This window comes from Nonomuraea sp. NPDC049152 (genome assembly GCF_040648355.1).
GTDB lineage: Bacteria > Actinomycetota > Actinomycetes > Streptosporangiales > Streptosporangiaceae > Nonomuraea.
In genome coordinates this window covers 97,524-112,674 of sequence record NZ_JBEZDO010000033.1, presented here as the reverse complement: position 1 = coordinate 112,674, position 15,151 = coordinate 97,524, and the positions used below count along the sequence as shown (strand labels likewise).

The window sequence follows — 15,151 nt, the reverse complement described above, 5'->3', positions numbered from 1 at the left end:
CTGAGTGGCGGTCTTGTGGGGCGAGCCGGCGACATCGGCGGCGGCCAGCAGCGAGACGGCGCCGTAGGCGGCGGTGCGCAGGGTGGCCTTGTCCTAGTCGGTCAGGGTGAGGGACATGGTGGTGTGCTCCTTCGGGAGTCTGTGTCGGGGAGTCGCTCTTGCTTGTGCTCAGAGCATTGCCAACCGCCCTGATACGGGGTCGTTGCCGGGCTGACGCGGCCGCTGACACGGCGCCTAGGCGGTGACGAGGGTCTGTGGCTCGCCGGCGGCGTGTGCGCCGATCTTGCGGCCGCGCGGCAGGAGCAGGGCCAGTACGGCGGCGCCGAGAAAGGCGGTGGACATGGCCGCGTCGTAGGCCTGGCGGGCGGCCGCGGCCAGGGACAGGTCGGTCACGGCGGCCAGGATCAGCCACCGACGGGGATGTTGGTTCATGAAAGCTCCTGCGAATACTGTTCTCGGATGCGTACGCCGTGCGCAGAGGGCGCGGCGTACGTAAATCTCGGTGTGATTCTCTGGGTCAGCCCCTGGAGGGCGGGATCCACTCCACAAGCTGGACCACGACGCCGTTGGGGTCGGTGAGTCGCAGCACCCACTCGCCCCACGGCTCGTGCTGCAGCGGGGCGGTGATGTTCGCGCCCTCCTCGCGTAGCCGCTCATACTCGGCGGCGATGTCGGTGACCGCGAACGACACGATGACATCCGCGAGCCCGGGGCTGGGCGGTTCCTCGGGCGAGCGCTGCTGCAACAGGATGTCGGCCGCACCGTCGTCGCGGCTCAGCGCCACGAAGTCCTCACGGCTGAGCGCTTCGCGAAAGCCCAGGTGGGTGGTGAAGAACATGCTGGACGCGGCCACGTCGCCCACATTCAGTGCCACAGTCGTGGCGACGATGTTCATAGCGTTATCCCGTTCCTTTGGCGACAGGGACAAGCATTCAGCCTTGTCACGGAGGGAATAACGGGAGATCACGCAACGGATCATTAACCCAGCGGTTCATGGATCTCAAGACGGTACGCACGCTGAACCGGCGCCGCCTGACGGACTGATGGCGTATCGAGGAATTGAGCAGCGGGTGCTGACTGCCTTCAACGGCAGTTGCCCGGTGATGATCCACACCTGCTTCGCCGTACGTACGAAGTGAAGCTGCTCCAGCACCGCCCTCCCTCATTGAGCGCAACTAAACGATCGTAGTGCGATCGTGCGTTGATCCACCCCGCCTCGGAGCAGGATCGTGGAGGCATCTCCCCGGTGACCAGCGAGAACCTGGGACGGGGATTCCGATAGGAGTGCTCTCATGACCGTTACCCGCAAGATCGTGGCAGGACTGTTCATGTCGCTGGACGGTGTCGTGGAGGCGCCAGAGACGTGGCACTTCCCGTACCTGAACGAGGAGCTGACCGCAGCGATCGGAGAGACGCACGCCGAGGCGGACACCCTGCTATTGGGGCGGGCGACCTACGAGTCCTTCGCCGCGGTCTGGCCGCACCAGAGCGGCGAGCTGGCCGACCAGCTCAACAGCATGAGCAAGCTGGTCGTCTCCACCACCCTGGACAAGGCCGACTGGCAGAACTCGACCGTCATCGACGGTGACATCGCCGCCGCGCTCAGACAACTCAAGCAGCGGCCGGGCAGAAACATCGCTCTCTCCGGCAGCATCAGCCTGACTCGCGGCCTGCTGCAAGCCGGGCTCATCGACGAACTACGGCTGCTGGTGCATCCGATCGTGCTGGGCACCGGGCAACGGCTCTTCGCCGAAGGCGTCGGCCAGGTGCCCCTCAAGCTCGCCCGCGCCGCCACCTTCACCACCGGCGTGCTGGACCTGACCTACCAGCCCGCCTGACGGCTTTATGCCATGACATATCCATGAAGCACCTATCGCATGGTTTACGGCGATTGGCGCAGCAGGCTTGTTCGCAGGACCGACAGGCCTGAACGAGGAAGGCGCTCCCATGACCCACACGATCACCGGCACTCGCCCCCCACCCGCGACGCGTCCAACTGCTCGGCTCCTGCTGGTCGGCGGCATCGCGGCAGGGCCGCTGTTCCTTGGCGCGGGGCTGATCCAGGGGCTGACCCGCGACGGCTTCGACTTCACCCGCAATGCCATCAGCCAGCTCAGCCTCGGTGACCTGGGCTGGATCCAGATGACCAGTTTCCTGCTCACCGGGGCGCTGGCCATCGTCGGCGCCATCGGCATCCGGCGCACCCTTTCCGGCCGGCCGGGCGGCACCTGGGCCCCGCGTCTGGTCGCCGTGTTCGGCATCTCGTTCCTGGCCAACGCGATGTTCAGTGCCGATCCCGGCGCGGGATTCCCCACCGGCGCCCCCGCAGGCCCGGCCACCGCACTCAGCACGACCGGCGCTATCCACCTGCTCAGCGCCGCGATCGGCTTCCTGGCCCTGTGCGCTGCCTTCGTCGTCCTGGCCCGCCACTTCGCCGCCCAGGGGCAACGCGGCTGGGCCGTACTCTCCCGCGTCGTGCCCGTAGGCGTCCTTGCCGGGTTCGCCGGCTCCTCCGCCACCGTCATGGCCTTCACCGCGGGCGCCGCCCTGGGTCTGGTGTGGCTCAGCGTGACGACCATCCAGCTGATCACTGAGCCACCAGCGGAACAGTAGCCGCCCCAGGCGGGCCCCTATGACGGTGTGTCCCTCATGGACCCTGAGACGCACGACCTCTCAAGGAATGGATTGATACCTATGGCCAAATTTGACTCCGTGCAGGACTACCTCAACGCCCTGCCCGAACCCCAACAGCAGATCACCGACGAACTCCTGCCGATCATCGAGGCGGCCCTCCCAGGAACCGGTGCCCTGTACCAGGGACACCCGGTGTGGAGCGCGGGAGAAAAGCCCGGCAAGTCCCCGGTCTGCTACGTCAAGGCCTACTCCTCCTACGTGACCTTCGGCTTCTGGAAGGGCCAGATGCTGACCGACCCGTCCGGCCGACTTGATGCCGGCACCCGGGGGATGGCCGGTATCAAGCTCCGCTCGCTCGCCGACATCGACGCCGACCTGTTCACCGACTGGCTGCACCAGGCACGAGCCATGGAAGCGACCACCGGAAGCTGACCCAGGACGCCAGCGCCACAGGCGTGCTCTGACGTACGACTGTGCCGAGTAATCCACTTCACTCAAACCTAAGGAAATCGAACATGAGCCTGCAGACCGTCGTCTCCAAGGACGGCACCGAGATCGCCTACGACCGCTCCGGCAGCGGCCCCGCGATCATCATGATGGCCGCAGGGCCGACCGACCGCTGGGCCCTGGCGGGGATCGCCGAACTCCTCGCCAGGGACTTCACCGTCTTCAACTACGACCGGCGCGGCCGCGGCGACAGCGGCGACACCGCGCCCTACGCAGCTGAGCGCGAGTACGAGGACCTGCAGGCGCTCATCACGGCGGCGGGCGGGAACGCCGGGGTCTACGGCTCGTCCGGCGGCGGGATCCTCGCCCTTCAGGCCGCCGTGTGGGGCGCCGACATCGGCCGTCTCGCCGTATGGGAAGCACCGTTCATCCTCGAGGGCAGCCGGCCGCCGGTCCGCGCCGACTACCGGCAGAACCTGGAGAAGCTCCTGGCCGAGGGCCGTCGCGGCGAGATGCTCGACTCCTTCATGATCGACGCCGTCGGCATGCCCGCCGAGTTCGTCACTCCCATGCACGACCTGCCCATGTGGCCCGGCATGGAACGCATCGCGCACACCCTGGTCTATGACTCGATCATCACCGGCGACTTTTCCATGCCTGCGGGACTGCCCGAGCTCACCGTGCCGACACTCGTCCTCGAGGGTGGCACGACCCCGTGGATGACCCAAGCCGCCAAGGCGCTCACCCAGGCACTTCCCCAAGCCCGCCACACGGTTCTGCCTGGACAGACCCACGACGTCCAACCAGCGGCCATCGCTCCGGTGCTGGCCGAGTTCTTCTCCTGATCCGGCCACGTCCCTGTCCAGGGCCGTTCAGCGCCTTCGTCCCCTCCGGGACGGGGGCGCTGTCTGTTGCCACGCCCCGGGGGTGGCAGAGCAAGGAGCAGGTGTGCCGGTCAGCGGGCTGTTGTGGGCGGCGGGCTTCGGCGTGGACGCGCTGGTCCAGCTGGTCGGCCGAAGCTTGTCGATGACATGCCGTACGGCAGTGGCCGGCGTCGCGTCTCCTGCTGAGGTCGAGGATCGTCATGCTCATCGTGCATGTGGGCTCCGTAATGATCGCCGGACTCTGTCAGAGCGCCCGGACGGGTCATGAGTTCGCCGCGAATCTCCCTGCCGTGAGCCGTGCGGGCAAGCTGGTCGGATGCCGGAGTTGATCAATCCGACCACCAGGCTGCGGTTGCACCTCACACCTTTGCGCCGCACACCACCCTGGGTGGCCGCTCGCCGTACAAGTCAGACGGTTGCGCCCGGCCGCTGTCGCACCCGCAACCCGGCTCGTTCGTCACCAAGCTGGGGCAATTGCCGGTGGAGGCAGGCTCGCGCCATCTGCACAATGGTCGCCATGGACGAGAACATCAAGAACGAAGCGTGGTGGAGGCGGCAAGCCGCCGCACAAGGAGAATGGTGGAAGAAACGGGCGGCAGCACAGCAGGAGGAGTCCCTCCGGCAGAACAACCTCATGTACGGCGGCTTGATCGGTATCGGAGCCGTCTTGGTGCAGCCGTTCCTGACCTCGGGAGCCGCTTCCCTTGATCTGTCCGCCAAGATCTGCGTGATCGCCTTCTCCTTGGCCATCCCGCTCTTGTCAGCTCTTATCGTGTTGAACCGGCAGGAAACCTATCGTCGGCGCATGACGAGTTCCGTTCTCGTGCTGGTGGCGCGGCAGGCCGCGCTCGGGCTCGGGTTCGTCGGGGTGGTCGCCGGCTTCTGGCACATCATGACGATCGCCGGGATCGCGATCCTGGTTGGCGCGAGCTTGGGTGTGGCCGTTCATGGCGCGGGTTGGGTGCGGGTGGAGGAAGAAGACGCCCAAGCCACACCAGATGCGGAGCAACTACCCCAACTGTAAATCCGCTGACGTCCACGGCCGGACTGAGATCGTCCGCCGAATCACGACGCAGTCGAGCCCATCATCCCCGTCGCACCATCAAGCCCACCCAACCCTCAACCCGCGCGGCCCTACCCCGCCCAACGGGACCCAGCCCGACGGGACCCAAGCGCACAGGATCACATGGCGTACGGCACCCGCGGCCTACGGGACCCCCGCGTACGAGACCCCGTGTACAGACCTCAGATCCGCTGGCCGGCCGTATTCCTGCCAACACCGCCATGACCGCGCTCACCATGGACATCCTGTCTGAAAGCAGGCTCCTGCTCGGGCTCGGCGTCTCGGTGCCGTGGATCGTCGAGGGCTGGCACGGCGTGCCGTACAGGAAACCGCTGGGGCGTACGCGCGAGTACGTCGAGATCCTGCGCAAGGAGCGATCCGCTGCGACGAGCGCGTCACCCACGACGGCGAGTACTACTCGCTGCCATACGGGGAGAACCGTCCGGTCAAGGCGTTGATCGACCCTGCCAGAACCGGGCGAAGCGCCGCTGACGCTGGCGTGGCCTGACGTCCTTCTCTGGCTGGGCGACGAGACCTCGGTCGCCACCGACATCGCCGGGGTGGGAAGCGATGAGGAATTCGAGTTCGGGCTAAAGATGCTTCTGGACGGCATCGCGGTCGCGGTCCGCGGTACGACCGATCAGCTCGATCTCTGACGTGGGTCCGGCGGGGTGCCGGTACCACGACGTCGGCCCATGACTCTGCTGGAGCGTGGTCTTCAGCGTCGGAGTCCCATCCCATCTGATCTATTTTCCAGGGTATGTGCTGCCAGGCACCGGCTCTTGAAGGCCAGCGCTTCATGAAGGCCGTGTGCTCCGAAATCAGGCCAGGGGCAAGCGCCGGGGCGACACACTTGTCAGCGTGACCGAACCGGAGATGACCGCAGACGATGCCCAGGAGCTTCTGTCCCTGATCGACAGCTTGGGAATCCGCGTATGGCTGGACGCCGGCTGGGCGGTGGACACGTGTCTCGGTTCCCAAACGCGGCCACATGCCGATCTGGACATCGTCGTGCAAGAGCACGATGTTCCGGCGGTCACCGCCGCTCTGCGAGACCGCGGATACCGGCCGAGCATCTGGGCGAGGTCATGAGGTGAAGTGGGGCGACCAAGCGATGAGAAAACGTGGCCGCGTATTTGCCGTGACTGGCCGGAGATCGCCGTAGGAAGCCGTAGACAGCCGGACCGAACAAGAAAGGTCCCTCACCGCGTTTCCGCTGATGAGGGACCTTTCCTTGCTGGTGTGGCAGGTCCAGGGTTCGAACCTGGGTAGGCTAAGCCGACGGATTTACAGTCCTGTGGCGAATGCGTTTTGACCAGCTGGTTCCCGAATCCACAGCCAAGATGGGAACGCATTGGGAGCGGTCGGGATGGATGGCCTGATGGCGAGCCACATTCACCGCCTGAATAGTGCTGGACGCCGCCGACGGGAACGCGTTCATGCTCCATAGTTCCCATGACGGGAACTGTTGCGAAACATCTGGACGACCTCACCAAGGCCGGTGACTCGGCTCGCCCCTTCATGAAATCTCGACTTCTTATCGAAGAAATCATGAAAGGAGGAAAGCCTGTAATCGACCCCAGAGGGGTATCCACTGCACTAAGGTGGGACGTGGCTGGCAAGTTTAGGGGGAGGAGTGGCACCTGGGAGCTTGTCATTGATGCGCGCACCAATACAATTCTTCATTTCAACTTCGTGGGACGCAAATAGTGGTAGAGATAAAGTATCGGCACGGCGTTCCTCTTTCTGGAACTCTCCGATATGTGAGTGACGAATACAGTTTCACTTTCGACCCCTTGGAGCCAGAAGAACTTGCAGGCCGTTCAGAGGGCGGAGTAACCAGTATCGTCATTGACACACTTCAGATCGAGGTCGGAGTGGATCAGGGGAACGCTCTATACGTCTGGGGCTATCGTCCAAAGCTATCGTGGCAGATATCGAGCCTGCCAACCCCTGAGAGCATCCCAGGGGTTGCAGTAGTAGTCGGATGCGAGTTGGAGGCTGGCATTTCAATCGCAGTCCCAGGCGGAGATGCGTGGCACACGGAATACAGTCCAGAGAATGGTTGGATTTGCGTGTCCCCTGATAATGCGATTGGTGATCGCCTAGTCGAGATTGCCGATGGTATTCTGTTGGGCGAACGTCGAGGGCTGCTTAGCTCGGTTTGGCTACGCCCGGTTTTCGATTAGGGTATCGATCGCACAATTTGCATTGTGCTCATGCTCTCTGCGAGGAACAAGGGCCACGCTGAGATTGAAGAGTGGTTTGACGGCTGCATTGACGGCTATGGTGGTCGTGATCGTTTTCTGACGGCTACGGTTCGGGGTGGTCGCCGAGTGCACCGGACATGCGTGCGATGGCGTCGCGTTGGAGGCGGAGTCGGACGTGGGCGTAGACGTCGGCGGTGATGGTGATGTGGGCATGGCCGAGGAGTTCCTGATCACGATGAGGTCCACGCCTGGTCGAGTAGGAGCGAGGCGCAGGAGTGTCTGATGTCGTGGAAGCGGATCTTGCGTAGTCGGGCTCCCCGGAGGAGTTGGTGGAAGTCGCGGTTGACGTTGCTCGGGTGGAGTGGTGCGCCGGTCTTGGTGGTGAAGACCAGGCCGGTATCAGTCCAGGCGGGGCCTGCCACGTCGCGGTCGGCGTCCTGATGGGCTCGGTGGCGGGTCAGGGAGGCGATGGCCTCACGGGGTAGGGCGATGCGGCGTTCGGAGCTGGGGGTCTTGGTAGCGCCGATGACGAGGCCGGTGCCGTCGACGTCGCGGAGAAGGCCGCCCGTACGGCAAGCAGCGCGCGAGGGGAGGCCGCACCCGAGGCCATCGCCGAGGCGCAGAGCGCCGCCTTGTCTGTGGAAGGCATCAAGGTGCCTGTCCTGCCTCGGCTCGTGGCCGACGACATCACCCCGGAGACGGCCGCGAGCCTGCTCACCGAGCAGGGCGGGCGGCTGGCCGTACTGTCCGCCGAGGGCGGGATCTTCGCCACGCTCGCCGGCCGCTACTCGGGCACACCGAACCTGGACCTGTTCCTCAAGGGGCACGCCGGAGACGCGCTGATCGTCGATCGGCGAGGCCGCACGGAACGGGTGGACAGCGCCGCCCTGACCATGGGCCTGGCCGTGCAACCCGAGATCATCGCCGACATCGCCAGCATGCCAGGGTTTCGGGGCAAGGGCCTGCTCGGCCGCATCCTCTACAGCCTGCCCAAGAGCAACGTCGGATACCGGCGCATCGACCCGCCGCCCGTGCCCGAACCCGTCGCCGCTCGCTACGACGTCAACCTTCAGCGGCTCACCATCGGCATGCACGACTGGGACGACCCCGCCCGTCTGGTCCTGTCCGCCGAGGCGGACGAGGTCTTCACCGAGCACCGCCGACGGACCGAGACGCGCCTACGGCCGGACTCGGGCGACCTCGGCCACATCCCCGACTGGGCAGGCAAGTTCGACGGCGCGGTCATGCGCCTGGCCGGCCTGATCCACCTGGCCGCCCACGTTGACGATGGCTGGCGACGCCCAATCAACGCTGACACCGTCAACGCCGCCATCGCCCTCGGGGAGTACTTCACCGCTCACGCGCTGGCCACTTTCGACGCCATGGGCGCCGACTCCGACGTGGACGGCGCCCGCATCGTCCAGGCCTGGCTGGAGCGCACCCGTACCGCCCGCTTCACCGTCCGCGAAGCCTTCACCGCGCTCTCCCGTAGCCGCTTCCGCAAGGTGGCCGAGCTGGAGGCGCCGCTGGAACTGCTCGAACAGCTCGGGTGGATCAGGCGCGAGCCCGAACCGCCCCGCAGCGGGCCAGGCCGCCGCCCTTCACCGGCCTACCGAGTTCACCCCGACCTAGCTGGAAGGGAAGCCGCCTGATGGCCGCCACTGACGAGAAGCTCACCGTCCCCGAGGTGTGCGAGGAACTCAAGATCGCACAGTCCACCTTCTACGAGTGGCGCGCGAAGAGGCGTGGTCCACGCTGCATCACCTTGGCCAATCGGCAGCTACGCGTACGTCGTTCCGAACTGGACCGCTGGCTCAACGAGCGAGAGGACGCCGCCTGATGAACATCAGCTACGACGTGCGTATTCACAACATCGAGAAGCGGCGGAACAGCGCGGGTCAGATCACGTCCTGCCGTGTCTCCTGGAAGGTGAACGGCGTTCCGTGGAAGGAGCGCTTCAGTACGTTCGCCCTGGCCGACACCTTCCGCTCCGAGCTGATGGCTGCCGCCCGTAAGGGGGAGGCGTTCGACGTCGCGACCGGACGGCCGGTCTCCTGGAAGCGGGAGGAGTCCGCTCTGACGTGGTTTGCGTTCACGCTGGCCTACGCGGAGGCCAAGTGGAAGCACGCTTCCCCGAACCACCGCCGTGGGATTGCGGAAGCGTTGACGGACGCCACAGAGGCGCTCCTGCTCGAAGAGGAGAAGGGGCCTGACAGGGAGAGTCGTCGTGCGGCTCTCCGCTGGGCGTACAGCAACCGCATTCGCGATGGTCTGGTAGAGCCACCTGCGAGCCTGGCAACGGCGTATCGATGGCTGGAGTCCAACACCATCCTCATGACGGCCTTTGAGGAAGCGTCCGGCAAGGGGTCGGTCCTCGCCCGCAGTGTGCTGGACAGGATCAGCAGCACGAAAAGAGGCAAGATCGCTGCCGCCGCGACGACAACCCGTAAGCGCGCGACCGTGAACAACGCCATGGAATACGCCATCGAGATCGGCGCGCTGCCCAGCAACCCTCTCAAGGCCGTGAAGTGGACTCGGCCGCGGTTGCTCGCCAGCGTCGACCCGCGTGTGGTCATCAACATCGGGCAGGCCCGACACTTCCTCGGCGCCGTGGAGCAACGCGCGGAGCGTGGCAAGCGGATGAAGGCGTTCTTTGGCTGTATGTACTTCGCAGCACTACGCCCCGAAGAGGTGGTCGATCTGCGCGAGGAGCACTTGGCCAGCCTTCCCGTGGGCGCATGGATGCAGCTCACCAACGCTGAACCTCGCGCGGGAAGTCGCTGGACCGACAGCGGCAGAGTTCGAGAGCGGCGCGGCCTCAAGCATCGGGCCGAGGGCGACACTCGCTCTGTCCCGATCCATCCTGAGCTGGGGGCGCTGCTCAGAGCCCACATCGACGAGTTCGGGACCGGCCCAGGCGGTCGGATCTTCATCGGCCCGCGCGGCGGGCTCATGACAGATCGCGCCTACCTCAAGGTGTTCCATGAGGCGCGAGAGAAGGCGTTCACCGAGGCGGAGGCGAAGTCGCCGCTCATGGCGGTTCCCTACGACCTCCGCCACGCTGCCGTTTCCACGTGGCTCAACGCCGGGGTGCCGGCACCACAGGTGGCCCAATGGGCGGGGCACAGCGTGGACGTTCTTCTGCGCGTCTACGCGAAGTGCATTCACGGGCAGCAGGACGCGGCTATGAAGCGCATCTGGGACGCCACTCGGGACTAATCCCGTGGGAACGGAGTGGGAACGATCAACCGTGAATGGCCGTAGGAAGCCGTAACCAATCGGAGTAAACAAGAGAGGCTCGCCACCGCGTTTCCGCTGATGGCGAGCCTCTCTCGCTGGTGTGGCAGGTCCAGGGTTCGAACCTGGGTAGGCTAAGCCGACGGATTTACAGTCCGCTCCCATTGGCCACTCGGGCAACCTGCCGTGTCATCCGCTCGCGGCGACAGACAGAAGAATAGCGGACTTTCGAGGTGTGCGTGACATCGGTTTGTCCCATGCCCGATCCCCACCTCAGCCCCTCGTGGTCGCTAAGGTCGGAGGGGACGAAGAGAGGACACCCACACCGATGGCCGACAGCAGCTTTGACATCGTCAGCAAGATCGACCGCCAGGAGGTCGACAACGCGCTGAACCAGACGGTCAAGGAGATCGGACACCGCTTCGACTTCAAGGGCACTGGAGCAGCGATCAGCTGGTCCGGGCAGAACAACATCGAGCTCAAGGCCAATAGCGAGGAGCGGGTCAACGCCGCGCTCGACGTCTTCAAGGAGAAGGTGGTCAAGCGTGGCCTCTCCCTGAAGATCCTCGACGCCGACGAGCCGAAGCTGTCCGGCAAGGAGTACCGGATGCTGGTCGCCCTCAAGGAGGGCATCGACCAGGAGCACGCCAAGAAGATCTCGAAGATCATCAGGGACGAGGGTCCCAAGGGGATCAAGGCCCAGATCCAGGGCGAGGAGCTCAGGGTCAGTTCCAAGAAGAAGGACGAGCTGCAGGACGTCATCTCGCTGCTCAAGGGCAAGGATCTCGACATCGCCCTGCAGTTCACGAACTACCGCTGAATCGCGGGATGATCATGGCTCTGACGTGGGCGGATACCGCTGGGAAGAGCCAGGAGGGCACGTCCGGGGCACACGGCCGAGAGCGCCGTCCACGAGGGCACGCGTCTTCTCGTGTGCCTCGGGCCACCCCCTGACGTGGATGCCGTCCCCGACGCGGGATCATCGAGGTCGGGTGGCCGAGGGTGGGCTGCCGAGGCGACCTTGTGGATCGGCGGTTCGCGGTGCGGGCCGATACGCGGCGGGATGCGTGCTGTCGGGCTGTTGGTGGTCAGACGTGCGACCACGTCGCACGATGCCCGTCCGCTGGGCGAGGCCAGGTGGTGATGCCGCGGTTCAAGAAGAAGTCAGAAGCTCGACTTTCGGTAAGGCGAGTGGGTAGGCGTGAAGGCATGAGTGATGCGCCGAGACACGTCGTCGAGCTCGCCGAACGGCGGGCCAAGTCCAGGGCGGAGCGGGACTACGCGACCGCCGACGCGCTCAGGCGCGAGATCGAGCACGCTGGTTGGCTGGTTCGTGACTCGGGGCAGGGGTTCGAGCTGACGGTGAAGCCGCTGTTCGAGGTGTGGCCGTTGGTGCGGTCGATCCCGATCAGCGCGGTGACGGACGATCGTGGGCAGTCCGGCGGGAAGCTGTCGCCTATCAATCCCGCGGCCGAGCTGGGGTTCTCGGGGGATCCGGCGCAGCGAGGGGATCCGGGGAAGAGCGGCGGGCCGGCGGAGAGCGGCGGGTTCGTCGAAGGCGGGGAGTCACATCCGGAGTCGCCGCATCCTGAGCCGCCGCACACGTGGCATCCGCATGAGGTGGCCGAGGACATGGTGCACGCCCAGCAGATCTGGGACGCCTCGCTGGCCGTCAACCGGCTCGACGAGGCGGGCATCGATCTGGAGCGGCAGCGGGTCGAGACCGCCGACGTGAGGGTCGGGGTGGGCCTGGTGGTCGACGGGTGGGGTGAGGACGTGCGGCGGTGCGTGACCGCGCTGCTCGAGCACACCAGTGCCAAGATCCTCGCTCTCGACCTGGGCAACCAGGAGGACGCGGGCCTGGTGCTGCACGAGCTCGCGGAGGACCATCACGAGAGGCTCACGGTGTGGCACGTGGCGGAGGCGCCGCACTGGCGAGGGGGTACGGCGGAGTGGGGCGCTTGCCGTACGACATTGCTGCGGCTGGACGCCTCGGACGTGCACGTGCTGATGGAGACCTCCACAGTCCTGGAGGGTGACGCGCTGACGCCGCTGGTCGCGTTGATCAAGGACGGTGCGGTGGCGGCGGGGTGGAAGGGCGTCGAACCGGCAGCGGGCGGGATGGAGTGGCATGAAGCGGGTCCTGGCCAGGTTCGGGCGTTGCTGGGGTATTTGATGGCGGTACGGCGGAGCGCCGCGCTCGGCGCGTTCCCCGAGAAGGCGCGCTACTACCGCAACGCCGACCTGGAGCTGTCGCTCGCGCTGGAGGGCCCGCTGGTCGTCCCCGAGAAGCGGCTTCCGGTACGGCAGGAGCGCCACCACGGCTACCACGACGTTCCCGCCGACTACAGGGACAAGGAGTCGCGCAGAACCTACGACCGGGTCCTGCGCATGCTGCGTTCCTCGTAGGCTTGGGGCTTATGGGAGTTCAGAGGCTGCTTGCTCCGTACACCACGCTTGGCCTGGGCGGGCCCGCGCGCGCCTACGAGGAGGCGACGACAGCGGAGGAACTGGTGTCCCTGGTGGCCGACGCGGACCGCCGTGAGCTGCCGACGCTGGTTCTGGGCGGCGGCAGCAACCTGGTGGTGTCCGACGACGGCTTCGACGGGTTGGTCGTCAAGGTCTCCACGCGCGGCGTGACGGTCTCGCGCGACGGTGACCAGGTGGTGGTCGAGGTCGCGGCGGGCGAGGACTGGGATTCGCTGGTGGCGCGCGCGGTGGCCGAGGGCTGGGCCGGTATGGAGTGCATGTCGGGCATCCCCGGGCAGACCGGATCGACGCCTATCCAGAACGTCGGGGCGTACGGGCAGGAAGTGTCGCAGACGGTGCGCTGCGTGCGGATCTACGACCGGCGCACGCGCGAGGTGCGCGACGTCGAGGCGCGGCGGTGCGGCTTCGCCTACCGGACGAGCGCCTTCAAGCAGGACCTCGGCAGGTATGTGGTGCTCGGCGTGACCTTCCTGCTGGATACCTCGGAAATGTCGGGTGTGCTCACCTACAAGGAGCTGGTCAACAAGATCGGCGAGCGGGCGCCGCTGTCCGAGGTGCGCGAAGCCGTACTCCAGCTGCGCAGGGGCAAGGGCATGGTGCTCGACCCCGCCGACCCCGACACGCGTAGCGCCGGCTCGTTCTTCACCAACCCGATCGTGTCCGCGAAGGAGGCCGCCGCGCTCGGAGAGGGCACGCCGCGGTGGGACATGCCCGACGGAACGGTCAAGGTGTCCGCGGCCTGGCTGATCGAGCAGGCCGGGTTCCCGAAGGGCTACGCGCGCGGCCCCGTGCGGATCTCCACCAAGCACACGCTCGCCCTGACCAACCCCAACGGCGGGGGCACCACGGCCGACCTGCTCGCGCTGGCCCGTGAGGTGCGCGAAGGGGTGCGGGAGAAGTTCGGCGTCACGCTCGTCAACGAGCCCACGATGATCGGCTGCGCGCTCTAGCCGCGCATCCAGCGGGTGTCGGAGATCACCCAGTACTCCACGAACCTGCCGTCCTCGGCGCGCAGGATGTCGTGCCCGCTGAAGGTGATTCCGGTCACTCCCACGCCGGGGATGACGCCCGTGTGGTCGCCCGAGAACGTCCAGCGGGCCGCCACCGTGTCGCCGTCGACGATCGGGCCCACATCCAGCGTGACCTTCACGTTCGCGAACGGCTCGAAGCCCTGCGCCAGCGCGCCTTTCAGCCCCTCGGGCCCGTGCACGTCCATGCCCGGCCAGTGCCCGACGAAATCAGGGGAGACCAGTTCGTCGGCCAGGTCGAAGTCGCCGTTCCACATCTCCAGCAGCCAGCGACGGTACAGCTCGTCCATGGGATAAACTCACTCCAAATACCGAAGGGGAGTAGTCCTCAATTCGCGTGGTCGACATGCTGGCTTCTGCCCGGTCACGCGGGCCTGTAACAGGCGGACGAGACCTTCGGCCTGGCAATCTTGCCGGGCCGAAGTCGTGCTGCCCTTTTTGAGTCGCTTCAGGTCCGGCCTTAAGGAAGAGGACCGTTGGAAGCGTTCTGGATCAGCCTTGGCGTGATCTTCGTCGCCGAGCTGGGCGACAAGAGCCAGTTGATGGCGATGACGTTCGCCACCCGTTTCAAGCCATGGCCGGTGCTGGCCGGCATCACGATCGCGACCACCGCGGTCCACCTGGTGAGCGTCGCCGTCGGCGGCCTGATCGGCGACGCGCTGCCGACCACCGCCATCTCGATCATCGCGGGCATCGCGTTCCTCGGATTCGCGCTGTGGACGCTGCGCGGCGACGAACTGACCGAGGAAGAGTCGCAGAAGGCCAAGCGGACCACCCGCAACGCGCTGATCGCGGTGACGGTGGCATTCTTCCTGAGCGAACTGGGCGACAAGACGATGCTGGCCACGATCACGCTGGCCACGCAGCACGGCTGGCTCGGCACGTGGATCGGGTCGACCGTGGGCATGGTCGCCGCCGACGCTCTGGCCATCGTGGTCGGGCGGCTGCTCGGCCGGCACCTGCCGGAGAAGGCCATCCGGTACGGCGCGGCCGCCGCGTTCGCCGTGTTCGGCGTCCTGCTCCTGGTGCAGCCCCTCCTATAGGGGATTCCCGCCTGGCAGCATGGTCGCCCGCCTCCGGGCTCGGGACCGCCCCCGGAGGCTCCCACCCCGTCAACCGCGCTTGCAGGCCCCGACCGATGCGCATCGAGGCAGGGGC

General features: G+C 66.2%; 17 protein-coding genes, 1 tRNA gene and 1 pseudogene. 14 read left to right on the top strand and 5 right to left on the bottom strand.

Going from position 1 to position 15,151, the window contains the following annotated elements:
- Positions 1 to 234: 234 nt before the first annotated feature.
- Positions 235 to 432: a hypothetical protein gene (locus AB0B45_RS41650; RefSeq protein ID WP_358142902.1), complete on the bottom strand. Its 198-nt coding sequence runs from the start codon at positions 430 to 432 to the stop codon at positions 235 to 237.
- Between the two features lie 85 nt (positions 433 to 517).
- On the bottom strand, positions 518 to 895 hold the full coding sequence (locus AB0B45_RS41645; RefSeq protein ID WP_358142900.1) for a VOC family protein: 378 nt from the start codon (positions 893 to 895) through the stop codon (positions 518 to 520).
- Positions 896 to 1,292: 397 nt separating this feature from the next.
- On the opposite strand from AB0B45_RS41645, the gene AB0B45_RS41640 reads away from it, so the two are divergent.
- The 7 genes from AB0B45_RS41640 (at position 1,293) to AB0B45_RS41610 (ending at position 6,120) form a co-directional block, all read left to right on the top strand.
- Positions 1,293 to 1,838 carry a dihydrofolate reductase family protein gene (locus AB0B45_RS41640; RefSeq protein ID WP_358142898.1) on the top strand — a complete coding sequence of 182 codons (546 nt, stop codon included), beginning with the start codon at positions 1,293 to 1,295 and terminating at the stop codon, positions 1,836 to 1,838.
- A 109-nt stretch (positions 1,839 to 1,947) separates the two neighbouring features.
- The gene (locus AB0B45_RS41635; RefSeq protein WP_358142896.1) at positions 1,948 to 2,613 is read left to right on the top strand and encodes a DUF998 domain-containing protein; all 666 of its coding nucleotides are present in this window, start codon (positions 1,948 to 1,950) and stop codon (positions 2,611 to 2,613) included.
- A gap of 81 nt (positions 2,614 to 2,694) precedes the next feature.
- The gene (locus AB0B45_RS41630; protein WP_358142894.1) at positions 2,695 to 3,066 is read left to right on the top strand and encodes a DUF1801 domain-containing protein; all 372 of its coding nucleotides are present in this window, start codon (positions 2,695 to 2,697) and stop codon (positions 3,064 to 3,066) included.
- Positions 3,067 to 3,149: 83 nt separating this feature from the next.
- Entirely contained in the window at positions 3,150 to 3,926 is a 777-nt protein-coding gene (locus AB0B45_RS41625) for an alpha/beta hydrolase (protein ID WP_358142892.1), read from the top strand.
- A gap of 556 nt (positions 3,927 to 4,482) precedes the next feature.
- Complete coding sequence (locus AB0B45_RS41620) at positions 4,483 to 4,989, top strand: hypothetical protein (RefSeq protein WP_358142890.1); 507 nt, start codon at positions 4,483 to 4,485, stop codon at positions 4,987 to 4,989.
- The gene (locus tag AB0B45_RS41615) at positions 4,923 to 5,486 is read left to right on the top strand and encodes an LLM class flavin-dependent oxidoreductase (protein ID WP_358142888.1); all 564 of its coding nucleotides are present in this window, start codon (positions 4,923 to 4,925) and stop codon (positions 5,484 to 5,486) included. Before AB0B45_RS41620 ends, AB0B45_RS41615 begins: the two co-directional genes overlap by 67 nt.
- Before the next feature lie 403 nt (positions 5,487 to 5,889).
- Positions 5,890 to 6,120 (top strand): hypothetical protein, encoded by a 231-nt coding sequence (locus AB0B45_RS41610; protein WP_358142886.1) that lies wholly within the window; start codon positions 5,890 to 5,892, stop codon positions 6,118 to 6,120.
- A 1,348-nt stretch (positions 6,121 to 7,468) separates the two neighbouring features.
- On the opposite strand, the gene AB0B45_RS41605 is transcribed toward AB0B45_RS41610, so the two are convergent.
- Positions 7,469 to 7,765: a tyrosine-type recombinase/integrase gene (locus AB0B45_RS41605; protein WP_358142910.1), complete on the bottom strand. Its 297-nt coding sequence runs from the start codon at positions 7,763 to 7,765 to the stop codon at positions 7,469 to 7,471.
- Between the two features lie 36 nt (positions 7,766 to 7,801).
- Here AB0B45_RS41605 and AB0B45_RS41600 point away from each other — a divergent pair.
- From AB0B45_RS41600 to AB0B45_RS41590, 3 genes and pseudogenes are all read left to right on the top strand, one after another.
- Positions 7,802 to 8,890, top strand: a pseudogene (locus AB0B45_RS41600) (YfjI family protein); the annotation flags it as partial.
- Positions 8,890 to 9,078 carry a helix-turn-helix domain-containing protein gene (locus AB0B45_RS41595; protein ID WP_358142884.1) on the top strand — a complete coding sequence of 63 codons (189 nt, stop codon included), beginning with the start codon at positions 8,890 to 8,892 and terminating at the stop codon, positions 9,076 to 9,078. The pseudogene AB0B45_RS41600 and the gene AB0B45_RS41595, both read left to right, overlap by 1 nt.
- On the top strand, positions 9,078 to 10,457 hold the full coding sequence (locus AB0B45_RS41590; RefSeq protein ID WP_358142882.1) for a site-specific integrase: 1,380 nt from the start codon (positions 9,078 to 9,080) through the stop codon (positions 10,455 to 10,457). The genes AB0B45_RS41595 and AB0B45_RS41590 overlap by 1 nt, the downstream gene beginning before the upstream one ends.
- Before the next feature lie 122 nt (positions 10,458 to 10,579).
- Here AB0B45_RS41590 and AB0B45_RS41585 read toward each other — a convergent pair.
- Positions 10,580 to 10,661 (bottom strand) — tRNA-Tyr (locus tag AB0B45_RS41585).
- A 142-nt stretch (positions 10,662 to 10,803) separates the two neighbouring features.
- On the opposite strand from AB0B45_RS41585, the gene AB0B45_RS41580 reads away from it, so the two are divergent.
- From AB0B45_RS41580 to AB0B45_RS41570, 3 genes are all read left to right on the top strand, one after another.
- A complete protein-coding gene (locus AB0B45_RS41580; protein WP_358142880.1) occupies positions 10,804 to 11,295 on the top strand; it encodes a YajQ family cyclic di-GMP-binding protein in 492 nt (163 codons plus the stop codon).
- A 389-nt stretch (positions 11,296 to 11,684) separates the two neighbouring features.
- Entirely contained in the window at positions 11,685 to 12,884 is a 1,200-nt protein-coding gene (locus tag AB0B45_RS41575) for a hypothetical protein (protein ID WP_358142878.1), read from the top strand.
- A gap of 11 nt (positions 12,885 to 12,895) precedes the next feature.
- The gene (locus AB0B45_RS41570; protein WP_358142876.1) at positions 12,896 to 13,915 is read left to right on the top strand and encodes a UDP-N-acetylmuramate dehydrogenase; all 1,020 of its coding nucleotides are present in this window, start codon (positions 12,896 to 12,898) and stop codon (positions 13,913 to 13,915) included.
- Here AB0B45_RS41570 and AB0B45_RS41565 read toward each other — a convergent pair.
- On the bottom strand, positions 13,912 to 14,283 hold the full coding sequence (locus AB0B45_RS41565) for an ester cyclase (RefSeq protein ID WP_358142874.1): 372 nt from the start codon (positions 14,281 to 14,283) through the stop codon (positions 13,912 to 13,914). The two genes, AB0B45_RS41570 and AB0B45_RS41565, sit on opposite strands and share 4 nt — an antisense overlap.
- A gap of 186 nt (positions 14,284 to 14,469) precedes the next feature.
- Here AB0B45_RS41565 and AB0B45_RS41560 point away from each other — a divergent pair, with 186 nt between their 5' ends.
- Positions 14,470 to 15,036, top strand: coding sequence for a TMEM165/GDT1 family protein (locus AB0B45_RS41560; RefSeq protein WP_358142872.1), 567 nt, complete (start codon positions 14,470 to 14,472; stop codon positions 15,034 to 15,036).
- The last annotated feature ends 115 nt before the right edge of the window (positions 15,037 to 15,151 follow it).